Origin of the sequence: Photorhabdus sp. P32 (assembly GCF_038085095.1) — a bacterium.
Classification (GTDB): domain Bacteria; phylum Pseudomonadota; class Gammaproteobacteria; order Enterobacterales; family Enterobacteriaceae; genus Photorhabdus; species Photorhabdus luminescens.
In genome coordinates, this window is record NZ_JAZGJN010000253.1 from 24,803 (window position 1) to 38,247 (window position 13,445).

General features: G+C 40.4%; 12 protein-coding genes. 8 read left to right on the forward strand and 4 right to left on the reverse strand.

Going from position 1 to position 13,445, the window contains the following annotated elements; translation table 11 throughout:
* The first annotated feature begins 151 nt into the window (after positions 1-151).
* From V2H77_RS09985 to V2H77_RS09995, 3 genes are read left to right on the forward strand one after another with little or no spacing between them, the layout of a single operon-like run.
* Positions 152-1,174, forward strand: a complete 1,023-nt coding sequence (locus V2H77_RS09985) for a glycosyltransferase family 9 protein (RefSeq protein WP_341498668.1) — start codon at positions 152-154, stop codon at positions 1,172-1,174.
* Complete coding sequence (locus tag V2H77_RS09990; protein ID WP_341498669.1) at positions 1,155-2,273, forward strand: glycosyltransferase family 4 protein; 1,119 nt, start codon at positions 1,155-1,157, stop codon at positions 2,271-2,273. Before V2H77_RS09985 ends, V2H77_RS09990 begins: the two co-directional genes overlap by 20 nt.
* Positions 2,254-3,429, forward strand: a complete 1,176-nt coding sequence (locus V2H77_RS09995; protein ID WP_341498670.1) for a glycosyltransferase family 4 protein — start codon at positions 2,254-2,256, stop codon at positions 3,427-3,429. The genes V2H77_RS09990 and V2H77_RS09995 overlap by 20 nt, the downstream gene beginning before the upstream one ends.
* Before the next feature lie 34 nt (positions 3,430-3,463).
* Here the strand turns inward: V2H77_RS09995 and rfaL are convergent, their stop codons facing one another.
* Positions 3,464-4,687 (reverse strand): O-antigen ligase RfaL, encoded by a 1,224-nt coding sequence (gene rfaL, locus V2H77_RS10000; RefSeq protein WP_341498671.1) that lies wholly within the window; start codon positions 4,685-4,687, stop codon positions 3,464-3,466.
* Between the two features lie 114 nt (positions 4,688-4,801).
* On the opposite strand from rfaL, the gene mutM reads away from it, so the two are divergent.
* Entirely contained in the window at positions 4,802-5,611 is an 810-nt protein-coding gene (mutM, locus tag V2H77_RS10005; protein WP_341498672.1) for a bifunctional DNA-formamidopyrimidine glycosylase/DNA-(apurinic or apyrimidinic site) lyase, read from the forward strand.
* Between the two features lie 107 nt (positions 5,612-5,718).
* Here the strand turns inward: mutM and coaD are convergent, their stop codons facing one another.
* Genes coaD through waaA form a run of 3 tightly spaced genes read right to left on the reverse strand, consistent with a single transcriptional unit; the run spans position 5,719 to position 8,252 of the window.
* On the reverse strand, positions 5,719-6,201 hold the full coding sequence (gene coaD, locus V2H77_RS10010) for a pantetheine-phosphate adenylyltransferase (RefSeq protein WP_065388863.1): 483 nt from the start codon (positions 6,199-6,201) through the stop codon (positions 5,719-5,721).
* Positions 6,201-6,974: a glycosyltransferase family 2 protein gene (locus tag V2H77_RS10015; RefSeq protein ID WP_341498673.1), complete on the reverse strand. Its 774-nt coding sequence runs from the start codon at positions 6,972-6,974 to the stop codon at positions 6,201-6,203. The genes coaD and V2H77_RS10015 overlap by 1 nt, the downstream gene beginning before the upstream one ends.
* Entirely contained in the window at positions 6,975-8,252 is a 1,278-nt protein-coding gene (waaA, locus tag V2H77_RS10020; RefSeq protein ID WP_341498674.1) for a lipid IV(A) 3-deoxy-D-manno-octulosonic acid transferase, read from the reverse strand. It lies immediately after the preceding gene.
* Between the two features lie 228 nt (positions 8,253-8,480).
* Here waaA and rfaQ point away from each other — a divergent pair, with 228 nt between their 5' ends.
* From rfaQ to V2H77_RS10040, 4 genes are all read left to right on the forward strand, one after another.
* Positions 8,481-9,545, forward strand: a complete 1,065-nt coding sequence (gene rfaQ / locus V2H77_RS10025) for a putative lipopolysaccharide heptosyltransferase III (RefSeq protein ID WP_265379078.1) — start codon at positions 8,481-8,483, stop codon at positions 9,543-9,545.
* Complete coding sequence (locus tag V2H77_RS10030; RefSeq protein WP_341498675.1) at positions 9,542-10,672, forward strand: glycosyltransferase family 4 protein; 1,131 nt, start codon at positions 9,542-9,544, stop codon at positions 10,670-10,672. The genes rfaQ and V2H77_RS10030 overlap by 4 nt, the downstream gene beginning before the upstream one ends.
* A complete protein-coding gene (locus V2H77_RS10035; protein ID WP_341498676.1) occupies positions 10,669-11,772 on the forward strand; it encodes a glycosyltransferase in 1,104 nt (367 codons plus the stop codon). The genes V2H77_RS10030 and V2H77_RS10035 overlap by 4 nt, the downstream gene beginning before the upstream one ends.
* 271 nt (positions 11,773-12,043) lie before the next feature.
* Positions 12,044-13,003 (forward strand): polysaccharide deacetylase family protein, encoded by a 960-nt coding sequence (locus V2H77_RS10040; RefSeq protein ID WP_341498677.1) that lies wholly within the window; start codon positions 12,044-12,046, stop codon positions 13,001-13,003.
* The last annotated feature ends 442 nt before the right edge of the window (positions 13,004-13,445 follow it).

A 13,445-nucleotide genomic window follows, 5' to 3' on the forward strand; every position in this document is an offset into this window, starting at 1 on the left:
TTATGGTTTTGGGTAATATCAACGTATTGATATTAAATCACTTTGAGGTTGATTATTAGTTAAATCACCCTATTGTGATCAATTGTATGCAAAAATGTTTTTTTTGTATATTTTGTTGAATTTTATAGCAGATTAATTAGATAATTGTCTTATGCAGATCAAGAATATTCTGGTCATTATTGTAGCACGTTTCGGTGATACCTTATTGGTAACGCCGGTGATTCGTGCTTTAAAGCAGAAATGGCCTGGTGCGAATATTGATGTTATGGCTCATAAAAGGACTAAGCAGATCCTTGAAAATAGAAATGATATCAATAAATTGACTGCTTTTTCGAAAGGTAAGGCAAAATGGTGTGGTTGGTTTACCCGTAAACATTATGATCTGGCTTTAGTATATAGTGACGATAAACCTTTATTGCAGTACGCAAAACGTAAATCGCGCTTAACAGTTTCGTTTTCAGATAAGTCTACGTTGCAATCTGATTGGCTGACTGTGGAAAAGCCAAAGGCGTTGATGCCAGCTCAACAGGAACGGGCCATGCTTGCTGGTGCGGTAGATGTTGAGGTAAGTGACTGGCGATTGAATTATTGTGTGAGTGAAAAGGAGTTACATTTTGCCGATGGTTTTATGCGGCAGTATCATTTAGAGAATAAACTCCTGATTGGTTTTCAGTTACAAAGTTTCCCGGCAAAAGCTTATCGTGATTGGCCGGTTGAACATTTTTACCAATTAGCGCAACACATTTATAGCCGTTATCCCCAGTCGCATATTATGTTATTAGGCAGTACTGACGGCAAAATTACTGCACAGTCACTGGCGAAAAGATTAGGGGCTGAAAAGTGTACTTCATTGGTTGGTAGACTAACAATGCGACAGAATGCAGCAATAATGAGTAGACTTGATTTATATGTTGGTGTTGATACCGGGCCGACACACTTAGCCGGTGCTTTGGGTATCCCGATGGTGGCTATGTATCATAGTTTTCACCCCGGCTGCTTTTTAGCGCCTCAACAGCATTCACATTTGGCGGTTATTGAACATCCGGTTCACTATATGCAAGCCACACGTAAAGACTCGATGTCTGCAATATCTGTTGAACAAGTCTGGCAGGCAACGCAAAAGTTACTAGAAACTACGTCGTCAGGAAGAAAAGATGAAAATAGGTTTGGTTGATGTCACGGTAACGATGTCTTACGGTGGTATTCAGACGGCAGTCTGGGAACTTGCGAAAGCGTTGACTGATGCTGGTCATGAGATCCATATTTTTGGTGGGAAGGGTGATGTTCAACCAGAACTCAATGGAAAAGCAATCCAGATTCATACTTTTCCATTCATTCCCAGAGAGAAAGTGATTAATATTGGTCGACGTTTTCAGCGTATTATTGAACGCTACTCATTTGCTCGCCATGCTCGCGATACGGTTGTTGCTGAAGATTTTGACTGGGTTATTCTGACTAAGCCATTTGATTTTTTCTGGCCTCGAATGATGGCAAAAGAGAGTCGCACCAAATTTTGCTATATGAGCGGCGGCACCAGTTTTTTCAAGGGTGACAGAAAGCTGAGTAAGCGAATTTCAGCTTGGGTGGCATGCAGCCATTTTAATGCCTGGCAGATTCAGCACCATTTTAAACAATTTCCGCAGGTGATTTACAATGGTGTTGATATTAATAAATTCAGACCGATAGACTCTTCTGTCAGAACTGGTCTTGGGATTAGCGATAAAACATTTTTGCTGACCTTTGCCGGGCGGTTGGTTGGCTGGAAAGGCATGCATGTGGCTATTGATGCAATGGCTCAGTTACAGGATAAAGATGTTAAGTTGCTGATTATCGGGGCGGGTGAAGATCTGAAACGCTTGGAAAAGCGGGTTGCGACACTGCGGCTGGAAAAACAGGTTATCTTCCATCCACCTGTAGGGCATGATCAGTTGCCTGAATATTATGCTGCTGGTGACGCAGGAATTTTTCCAAGTATTGGTGACGAAGCGTTTGGGATTACGATTGCGGAAGCGATGGCGTGTGGCAGACCGGTTATTGCCAGTTATATCGGAGGAATACCCGAAGTTGTCGGTAACGAAAGTAATTCGGGTATTTTGGTCACGCCAGGAGATGCTTCAGCAATTGCCGATGCGGTTAACTTTTTATTGTCTCAACCAGACAGGAGGCAAGCAATGGGAAAAGCGGCTCGTCAACGGATTGAAACAATGTATACCTGGGAGCACTCGGCAAATCGTTTACTGAAAGCGATAAATAATGAAGATTGCCTATATTGATCCCTATCCGGTTCCTGATTATCGGGTAGCATCATTGCAAATTTTGCAGAATGTTGATGCGTTTGCCCGCCAGGGAGCTAGCATATATCTGGTTACGCCGGAAGGTAAAAATACCGCAGAGGAGATTCTGGGGCGTTCATTATCACCATCAGTTAGACTGATGTCTTTACGCAATATTCGGCGTAAATGGTATTTTCCATTCAATACCCAAAAGATGTTCTATTTTCAGGTTTCCCATTGGTTGAAGAGAAATGAGGTAGATGCCGTTTTTACCCGTAATCTGAAAATGGCAAAGTATTTATTATGTGAACATCCAGAAATTCCGCTGTTTTTTGAAAGTCATGAGATTTTTGCCCAGTCATTTAAGGAATCGCATGATTTAAGTGAAAATAAAAATCAGCGTAAATATCAGAAGTTGAGAGAAATCGAACACTTTGTTTATCGCCAATCCAGGATTATTTTCGTTCTGACGTCGTTACTCAGTGATGATATTATTAGTGAATATAATGTCAATACGCCAATAGTTATTGCGCCAGACGGTGTGGATATGCTGGCAGTCGAATCGATGTCATTAAATAAACATGCGCCAGATGACGCTGAATTACCAACCCAGATCCTTTATTTAGGCAGTTTGCATCATTGGAAAGGTGTTCCTACGGCGATTAAAGCGATGGCTTATCTTGAAAATGCCGTATTGAATATTGCTGGTGGCGAATCAGGGCAAATTCAGCAATTGCAGCAGATTGCTCAGCAAATGGGGGTTGGCGATAAAATCAATTTTCTTGGGTTTATTCAACCTAAGTTACGTTTTCAGATAATTGCAGATAATGATATTTGTCTGTTGCCATTAACTAAAACCAGCATTGGCAGTCGCTATACTTCGCCACTGAAACTATTTGAATATATGGCGATGGATAAGCCTGTGGTTATCTCAGATTTTCCTTCGATTCGTGATGTAGCTGATGAAAATGCGGTTAGTTTTGCTGACAGTGAAAATGCGGAGAGTTTTGCTCAACAGATTCAGTTAATAAGAGATAATCCAGAAAAAGCTAAGTTACAAGTCAGTTATGCAAAAATGTTGGTGACAGAGCGTTTTAATTGGGAACAGCGAGCGAAGCTTATTATGCAGACAATATCAAAGGATATTTCTGCATAATAATCGGTCTGATAATATACCGAGAGATGTCTGGTTAATCGTTTTTCTGCTTATATAGCGCAATCATCAGGCCGAATAGAATACCTATTTCATTGATATAGGTATTTTCAAAGGCTCCTCGGACAATAAACAATCCGATAAATCCCGTCAGGAGAATAATACTGGCCTGCTTTATTACGCCGTTGTTACGGCTAATAATATGGCTACCCGTGTACAGTGCTAAGAAGGTCATCAGTAAAGTAGTCATCAAACCAATGACTCCGCCGGCAAACCAGAGCGCCAGAAAGATATTATGGGGGCCGATGGATGTGCGGTATATCCAGTCTGGATAGTCAGCAGCGCGTTCATTATAGACCTTATGATAGACTTTATTGCCATAACCGTAGCCTTTAATTGGGTTCTCTAGAATCAACTCAAGAGCAGCCCCTTGGGTGCCGTTTTTATAACGATGGCTGCTATCAGTTTGAGTCAGTTTCCAAAATAGTAATTTAGTATTTTCATTAGCTATTATCGTAGTGTGAGAAAGTGCAACTGAAAAACTCAGGATTAAACTCGCTATTATGGTCAGCTTCCATTCCCGATTAATAATGATGATAAAAGCAGTGATGACGGCAACGGCGACCCAAGCGCCACGGGCTAAGGTACCTAATAACAAAAATAGACTGATAGCGGAAGCAATAGCCAGTATCAGCCAACTCACTAAGGTATGTTTTTTCCACAATGCCCAAATACAAAGTAAGACCGGAAAATAGAAAATAAAACCGTAAGAAAATTCTCGGTGATTGAAGTCAGTAAAAGGCATTTCACCTTTATTGTAGTTAATAATGTATTTACCAATATCAGTTAAGCATATTGCCAGCATACCAATGGCAAATGAGTACAGAATCATCTTGGCAATACTTTCTTTATTTTCTTTGTACAGTACAACAGGAAAGGTAAAACTGAACAATAACAGTCCATTCAAGATAGGTTTATTCATCTCTTGAAAACTCAATGCGGGATCGACGGAAATCGCTACTGAATAGAACATTGCTACGATGAATAACATAATGGATAGAAACAGTGAACTACGCATGGAGCGCATCACTTGGCGGAAATCTGTCACCAGATAGGTTAGTGCTGTAATGCCAATAAGCACGATAACCAGATTTTTATATCTCGTTATATCAGGCAGATAAACAAGGGCTATATAAATCCCAATGATGGATAAATTCCATAATGATCTTTTATCACGACTTCTAACATTAAACATATTCATCAATCTGCTTTCGTTTCTGTTGAGTTTGGTTGGAAATAATACATGAAAAGATTATCTTAATCTGCTTAGATGCAATAGAGTTGAAACAATATACATATATTAGGAGTTATTACCATGCCAGAACTACCAGAAGTAGAAACCAGCCGACGGGGAATAGAGCCACATCTGGTAGGGAATGTAATCCAGTATGCGGTAGTCAGGAATAGCCGGCTACGTTGGTCGGTAGCGGAAGAAATTATGAAGTTGAGTGATCAGCTTGTACTTAGCATTCAACGCCGGGCCAAATATTTGCTGATTGAACTGGCAAATGGTTGGATTATTGTCCATTTGGGGATGTCGGGCAGCTTACGTATTTTGCCGGAAGAACGCCCTGCGGAGAAACACGACCATGTGGATTTAGTGATGGCAGATGGTAAGGTTTTGCGTTATACCGATCCCAGACGATTTGGGGCGTGGTTATGGAGCGATGATCTCGAACGGTGCTCGGTATTGGCTCATTTGGGGCCGGAGCCGCTTTCTGATGATTTTAATGGTTCTTATCTTTACGCCCGATCAAGTAAGAAAAAAACCTTGATTAAGCCCTGGCTAATGGATAACAAATTAGTTGTTGGCGTCGGTAATATTTATGCGAATGAAGCGTTATTTACTGCCCATATTCAGCCTGATCGCCCCGCGCATACTTTAACTGAGCGTGAAGCCAATTTACTGGCGGAAACGATTAAGAAGGTTTTACAACGATCTATTGAGCAGGGTGGTACGACACTCAGGGATTTCCTGCAATCTGATGGTAAACCGGGCTATTTTGCGCAGGAATTGTTTGTTTATGGTAGAACAGGAGAACCATGTCGAATTTGTGGTGAAAAAATAGAGAGTATTAAGCTTGGGCAGCGCAGTACTTTCTTTTGCCGCCACTGCCAGTATTAGGTGATATCGGATTTGGTTGATATTGGATTGAGTTGAGATCGAATAGTTAAGGGAGGCGTTGCATAGGGAATATTCTACTTTGTGCCGCCTCCAGTGAGCGGAGTAAATTATTTGCCCAGTTTTTTTAGCATGGCTTGGGCGATAGGTTCTGGCAGGAATGATGAGATATCGCCATCGTGGAGAGCGACATCTTTAATCAAGGATGAAGAGACAAATGAGAGGTTTTGTGATGGCAGCAGAAAAACGCTCTCTAATTCGGGCATAAAGTGACGGTTCATATTGGCAAGCTGCCATTCATACTCAAAATCAGATACTGAACGAAGGCCACGGATAAGAATATTGGCTTGTTGTTTTTTAGCGAAATTAGCCATCAATTCACAGAAACCTACTACCTCCACATTATCCAGATGTGAGGTTACCTCTTTTGCCAGGGTAATGCGCTCATCCAGAGTAAACATAGGATTTTTTCTGGCGCTGTTGGCGATAGCAAATAGAACGTGGTCAAACATATCCGCGGCTCGGGTGACGATATCAATATGACCGTAGGTAACAGGATCAAATGTTCCGGGATAAATGGCTTTGGTTTTCATCAATTTTTACCCTTCTGTTGTCTCTTTTCCCACAACGCGACGTACTTATTAAACGTATATTGAGCATTGACAATAGCCAGTACTAACCCTTGTTTACCATCAAGAAAGCCAGCTCGCAACAGCCAGGTTTTAAAAAAAGCCCCCAAAGTGTGACTGAAAACTGAGAAATAACTGCACTGTTTACCTTGTTCATCGCGCTGTTCTGCCCAGGCTTTAGCATAATTTAGCTGTTTTCTCTGAAATTCCATCAGATCACGGCAAGTAAGATGAAGTAAATCCCCTTGCAGAGTAACAACCGGCGAGCCATTGGTTTCAAGGGATTCATGAACCTGATTGTTATTGTATTGATAACGGTCGCGGGCATAGAGGCGGATGACGCGATCCGGGTACCAGCCACTGTGTTTCATGAAACGGCCAAGAAACAGATTCCGGCGGGCACAACTGTAGACTTTGCTGTTATCGGCATGTGTTAGAACCTGTTCTATAGATGCTCTGAGTTCTGGCGTGACACGTTCATCAGTATCGATCATAAAAATATAATCGCCAGAGGCATATTGCTGAGCTAGTTGACGCTGACGACCAAACCCGGGCCATTCTGTGTTGGAAAATACTTTTGCCCCCATTGCCTGTGCTATCTGGCAAGTATTGTCTGAACTACCAGAATCGAGCACGATGATTTCATCAGCCCAATGGACTGAGGTCAGGCAATCTGCTATCAGATCCGCTGAATTCTTGGCGATCATGACAACGGAAAGACGTTTTTTGTCACTCATTCAGTGGCTCCGAGGCGGGAGATAGGGTTCCAGTAGTTTCAGCAGACGTTGAAGAGCGCCTTGATTTTCATGTAGTACTTCTGCTGCGTGGCGACCATAGTACAGACGATAATCTTCGTCAGTCAGTAAGCTGTTGATCTCGGTGAACAAAGAGTGGCTGTCCGTCACGGTAATCAGACCATTAGCCTGATTCAGCTTGGCGCAGATATCTTTAAAGTTAAAGGTATGCGGGCCCATTAGCACGGGAATCGCATGGGCTGCCGCTTCTAGTGGGTTGTGGCCGCCACGTTCAACCAGACTGCCGCCGACGAAGGCCAGATCGGCAATACCGTAGAGCAGCATCAGTTCGCCCATCGTATCGCCGATAACAACCTGAATATTGGCGTCAGGGATTTTATCGGAACTGCGAAGAATATAGCTGAGCCCAGCTTTCTTGGTTAATTCTTCAGCTTTAATAAAACGTTCAGGATGGCGCGGTACCAAGATCAGCAGCAAACTTGGACACTGTTTCAGTAATTTGCAATGAGCATCTAGAATAATACTCTCTTCCCCATCATGGGTACTGGTGGCTATCCAAACAGGCCGGCGAGCAGCCCATTGGCGCCGTAATGTCACTGCTTTAGCCGCCAATTCAGGTGTTACTGAGATATCGAATTTCAAACTGCCAGTAATAGTCAGTTGAGAGCGTTTTAAACCCAGTTCAATAAAGCGTTCACCATCTTCCGGATTCTGAGCGGCAATCAAGGTAATGCTGCGCAAAATTGTTTTTACGAAATTTCCTACCTTTTGGTATCCCGCAGCAGAACGTTCAGATAAACGAGCATTAGCAATGACCAGAGGAATGTTACGTTGGTGGAGTTGGAAAATCAGATTAGGCCAAAGTTCTGTTTCCATAATAATGACTAACTTTGGATTAACTTGATTGAGGAAGCGCTCCATAGAACCGGGAAGATCGTATGGTAAATAGACGTGATTAACATCATTTCCCAGAGCGGAAAGCACTCTTTCTGAGCCGGTTGGCGTCATCGTTGTTACGGTAATGGGTAAAAAAGGATAGTGATGGCGCAAGGCCCTGACTAAAGGGATTGCGGCCAACGTCTCGCCAACGGAAACGGAATGGAGCAGGATGCCTCCAGCGGCAACTTTACCGGCACAGAAACCGTAGCGTTCACCCCAGCGCTGGCGGTAAGCAGGGGCCTGGCGGCTGCGGAGCAATAGACGCAACCAAATGAGAGGTTGGATAAGGTAGAGAAGTACCTGATATAAACGCAGTAACATTCTATCAAATTCATTTACATAAATTAGCGTCAATAGTATCACATTGCTGCAAAGAAAGTATGAAAATGCGTATGGCTTCTAGAATCTGAACAGAATTAGAAAGGTAAATTAGGATTTTTGCTTAAGATCGTGCTTCTATTAATGTGAAAGTAGCACGGATTTTTTGCAGCTTCTGCATATGGTCGCGGCAGCTTTTTCTTTTATCTGTATCTTTATACTGGGAATGCAATGAGTAAATTACACGCTCAATTTGACCGTATTCTGATAATAAAGTTACGACATCATGGTGATGTATTATTAATTACACCAGTTATTAATACCCTTAAGGATAATTATCCTGAGGCGGAAATTGATGTTTTACTCTATAAAGAAACTGAACCAATATTGGCTCATTTTTCTTCTGTGGATAATCTATTTTCTATAGATAGACAATGGAAAAAACAAGGAACCAAAGCACATCTTGGTCATGAATGGAGATTGCTTAAACGATTAAGACATCGTCAATACGACATGGTTATTAATCTTGCTGATCAATGGTATAGTGCATTTGTGGTACGATTTACTGGCGCAAAAGTGCGTATTGGGTTTGATTTAGCAAAACGACGCAGCCTGTTTTGGAAAAAATGTTTCACAAATCTTGTTCCGACAGAACATAGCCAGTTTTTGCATATTGTTGAGCAAAATTTGTCAGCCCTTTCGCTATTAAATCTTCCGTTGATCAACACTAAAGTGACGATGAGTTACCGTCAGGAGGATAAAGAAGCTGTTTTGGCGCTTCTTGATAAGCATGGTGTGAATCAAAGATATATTGTTGTGCAACCAACATCCCGCTGGTTTTTTAAATGTTGGGATGAAAAAAAGATGAGTGAAACAATTAGTGCATTGCAGTCTGATGGTTGGACAATTGTTGTTACCTCCGGACCAGATCGTAAGGAGGAGGAGATGGTGGAAAAGATTTTATCAAATTGTCCAAAAGAAAGGGTGGTTTCTTTTGCAGGCCAGTTAACTTTGCCGCAACTTGCAGTGCTGATTGAGGAGGCTAATTTATTCATAGGGATGGATTCCATTGCTATGCATATGGCCGCTGCGTTGAAAACACCGGTTATCGCTTTATTTGGGCCATCAAAGTTAGTATTCTGGCGTCCGTGGGAAGCGAAAGGTGAAGTTATTTGGGCTGGTGATTATGGTGATTTACCTGATCCTGATGATGTTGATACTAAAACGGATATACGTTATCTGAATGTCATTCCCAGTGATATGGTTATTGCTGCCGCCCGGAGAAATTTATTATGAAATTAGTACGTCTTGCGATTGTTCGGCAGAAATATCGTCCGGATGGCGGCGCAGAACGTTTTGTCTCCCGCGCCTTAGAAGCTTTAGGAAATGAAAATTTGGAGCTCAATGTTATTACGCGCTCCTGGCAGGGAGACGTTAACCCTGATTGGCATGTTCATTTAGCAAATCCTCATAAATGGGGACGCATCAGTCGTGAGAGAGGATTTGCCAAAGCAGCCAAAATAATATGGCAACAAGAGCAATTTGATCTTGTTCAAAGTCATGAACGTATTGCTGGTTGCGATATTTATCGTGCGGGTGATGGCGTTCATCAGCGCTGGCTACAGCAGCGTGCGCGTGTTTTATCTCCTTGGCGAAGCAAATTGCTTTTTACGAGTCGTTACCATCGTTATGTAATGGATGCCGAGCAAAAGATGTATGCGGCGCCAGAATTAAAAATGGTTATTTGTAACTCGGAAATGGTAAAAAGGGAGGTTATGACAGATTTTGGGCTTTCTGAGGAAAAAATATCGGTTATTTATAATTCGATAGACAATAAACAATTTTTCCCGGCAACGGAATCTCAGAGAATACAATTAAGGAAAGAATATCACCTTCCCGTACAAGCTAAATGTTTAGTTTATGTTGGTTCGGGGTTTGAGCGAAAGGGATTAAAAGCAGCGATTCAGGCAGTGAGTGCGACTGATGCCTATTTAATAGTTGTGGGGCAGGATAAAGAAGAGAAAAAATATAAGCAGTTAGCCAATTCACTGGGATGTAACGAACGAATCAGGTTTATGGGAGTCCAGAAAAGAACACTGCCTTTTTATCAGCTTGCAGATGGCTTGTTGCTGCCGACCTTATATGATCCGTTTCCAAATGTAATACTGGAGGCAATGGCTTGTGGGCTTCCGGTAATAACCAGTACGACATGTGGCGGCGCTGAATTTGTTAACTCTGGGAATAACGGGTTTGTCTGTGATGCTTTGGCTATTTCAGATATTACGGAAGCGATTCAGAATACGCCTTCAAATCATTTGAATAATAAAATGTCAGAATTAGCGAGAACGGGAATACTCTGTTATACACCGGAACATTTATCACAACAGCTTATTGGATTATATGAAAGGGTGCTCTCATCATGAAAGGACATGTATTATTTATCATTGATGGATTACCTGGCGGCGGTGCGGAAAATGTCACTATCCGGCTTTGTGATGGTCTGCAACAGAGAGGATATGATGTTACGCTGCTCTCTTTGGCAGAGAAATGTGAGTATTCAGTGCCTGATGGTATTGAACTGATTATTGATGCTGACAAATACAAAGGGCTTTTTAGAAGACAGACTGAGATTTGCCGTCGGGCTAAATCTATGGATAAGGTTTTAGAAAAAGTTTTTCTTCGCAAGGGAGTCCCTGCGTTGATTGTCTCAAACCTGCATAAAACTGATCGCATTGTTGTGCAGTCAAAAGTATTAGCGGGGTTAAATGTATGGTTTTGTATTCATGGTATATTCTCTAGCTCATATCTTGGTAATAAAACGGGATTGTCTCGTTGGATCAAGAAACAAAAAATCAAGTGGACATATAATAACCGGGATTTAATTTGTGTATCTGATGCGGTAGGGGAAGATTTAAAAAATAATTTGTCACTTGCGCCGAATAAAATGGTGACAATTTATAATCCTTTCAATATCCCAGATATTAAAGAAAAATCTCTACAAAATAACCCTTATTCGGATGAGATCTATTTATTACATGTTGGCAGATTTCACCGGGTTAAGCGGCATGATCGTTTATTGGCTGCGTTTGCGAAAGCGGATATTCCATGTAAATTATTGATTGTTGGTCACGGAGACGAGGCGATTACTCAACAGATAAAACAGAAGATTGTGGATTTAAACTTACAGTCTAAAGTTGTTTTAACGGGATTCCTTGAAAATCCATTACCTGTTATCCGTGGAGCTAAAGCGGTGGTCTTAAGTTCTGATAGTGAGGGATTAGGTAACGTACTGATTGAATCATTGATTTGTGATACCCCTATTGTTAGTACAATGTGCCCCGGTGGCGTTAATGAAATTATGGTTGGTGAGTTAGAAAAATATAAATCAGAGCTAACAATTGATTCACTTGCAGAAAAAATGAAGTCTGCCTACTATGAACCACCTGTAATTACAGAGGATATGTATAAGAAGTTTGATTTAGATATTATTTTGGCGAAATATCTATCCTTAATGAAGCAGTAATAATGGTTATATGCGCTTTTTGAATGTTATTGTTTAGATAAACTAATGAATTAAAGGAGTCACGGAAATTAAAAGAACTTAATAGAAGAAAAAGCGCTTTCCGAAAGATCTAAAATTCCATTTTATAAAGTTTTTTATTGATAGGATTTAGATACGAAATATAGGCTTTAATGAGGTATAGAGTTGCTATATATATGACAAGATAATTGCACTATTTTAGAGATCTGCGTACTATGAGGCTATCATTTTATTCTATTTTGGGCTTATTCTGATGACTCGACCTGCATTTATTATCACTATAGATACTGAGGGTGATGATCTGTGGCAAAATCACGGTCAAATCTCGACAAAAAATACCCATTATTTACCAAGATTTCAGCGTTTATGCGAGCGCTTTGGTTTTAAGCCAGTTTGGTTGACGAACTATGAAATGGCAATGGATGATTTGTACATTGAATTTGCCAAAGATATTATTGCCAGAGGACAGGGGGAAATTGGCATGCACCTACATGCCTGGAATAACCCACCACTTGTTGCTCTTACAGACGATGATATGCGTTATAAACCTTATCTGATTGAATTTCCAAAAGAACAAGTTAGAGCCAAAGTTGATCTCATGACTAAGTTATTGGAAGACAAACTACAGATTAAAATGTTAAGCCATCGGGCAGGTCGTTGGGCATTTAATGAATATTATGCTGAATTGTTGGTGGAATATGGTTATCAAGTCGATTGTTCAGTAACACCACGGGTTAATTGGCGTTTTACCAAAGGCGATCCTAATGGCAACGGTGGAACTGATTATCGTCACTTTCCATCTTATGCCTATTTTATGGATTTGCAGAATATTGCTAAAGAAGGTAATTCTTCTTTGCTAGAAGTCCCTATGAGTATTCAATATAAACACCCTCCGCTGATGAATTTCCTTAAACAGAAATATGATAGCTTACGTGGGAAACAGCGTTCTCCATCTGTTAACTGGTTAAGGCCAAAGGGGGGCAATCTGGAGCAAATGAAAAAAGTGGTCCAGCAGACATTAGCAGAAGGTTGTGATTATGTTGAATTTATGCTGCATTCATCTGAATTTATGCCTGGTGGTAGCCCGACATTTAAAAATGAAGAACAGATTGAATTACTTTATCAGGATCTAGAGGCACTATTTAACTATTTACAGCCACAGGTTCAAGGAATGACATTAGCTGAATATTATCAATTTAAGAAGTCATCATGATTAATAAAGTGGAATTAACATAAAGATATTAATAGGGATTCACTTAATTTTGGGCAGATAATACTGCCTAAATTAGACTAGGTGTTAAATATATTATTTTTTAATTAAATTTCATTTTATTAATAAGATTAAACTTAAAGGAAGTTTTTGCATAATGTAATTTGCGAAAAAATATTTTAAATAATATGTTTTTATCAATTAGATTAATGGGGGGAATATGATTTAAAATTATTTATATTTATATTTATATTTATATTTATATTTATATTTATATTTATATTTATATTTATATTTATATTTATATTTATATTTATAAGTCGCTTATTTTAATGTTTGAATAAGGGGATAGATAAATATAGGAGATGATTTATAGCAAAATATATTTTTTCAGTTAATGATTGAAAGATCAGGCGTCCACCAGAAACGCCATAGATTAGGTAAT

What these genes read in the sequence shown, in the direction of transcription:
- rfaL (WP_341498671.1), bottom strand. Translation starts at nt 4,687, where the DNA reads ATGAATATGTTTAATGTTAGAAGTCGTGATAAAAGATCATTATGGAAT.
- V2H77_RS10015 (WP_341498673.1), bottom strand. Translation starts at nt 6,974, where the DNA reads ATGAGTGACAAAAAACGTCTTTCCGTTGTCATGATCGCCAAGAATTCA.
- coaD (WP_065388863.1), bottom strand. Translation starts at nt 6,201, where the DNA reads ATGAAAACCAAAGCCATTTATCCCGGAACATTTGATCCTGTTACCTAC.
- V2H77_RS10035 (WP_341498676.1), top strand. Translation starts at nt 10,669, where the DNA reads ATGAAAGGACATGTATTATTTATCATTGATGGATTACCTGGCGGCGGT.
- V2H77_RS10040 (WP_341498677.1), top strand. Translation starts at nt 12,044, where the DNA reads ATGACTCGACCTGCATTTATTATCACTATAGATACTGAGGGTGATGAT.
- rfaQ (WP_265379078.1), top strand. Translation starts at nt 8,481, where the DNA reads ATGAGTAAATTACACGCTCAATTTGACCGTATTCTGATAATAAAGTTA.
- mutM (WP_341498672.1), top strand. Translation starts at nt 4,802, where the DNA reads ATGCCAGAACTACCAGAAGTAGAAACCAGCCGACGGGGAATAGAGCCA.
- V2H77_RS09985 (WP_341498668.1), top strand. Translation starts at nt 152, where the DNA reads ATGCAGATCAAGAATATTCTGGTCATTATTGTAGCACGTTTCGGTGAT.
- V2H77_RS09990 (WP_341498669.1), top strand. Translation starts at nt 1,155, where the DNA reads ATGAAAATAGGTTTGGTTGATGTCACGGTAACGATGTCTTACGGTGGT.
- V2H77_RS10030 (WP_341498675.1), top strand. Translation starts at nt 9,542, where the DNA reads ATGAAATTAGTACGTCTTGCGATTGTTCGGCAGAAATATCGTCCGGAT.
- V2H77_RS09995 (WP_341498670.1), top strand. Translation starts at nt 2,254, where the DNA reads ATGAAGATTGCCTATATTGATCCCTATCCGGTTCCTGATTATCGGGTA.
- waaA (WP_341498674.1), bottom strand. Translation starts at nt 8,252, where the DNA reads ATGTTACTGCGTTTATATCAGGTACTTCTCTACCTTATCCAACCTCTC.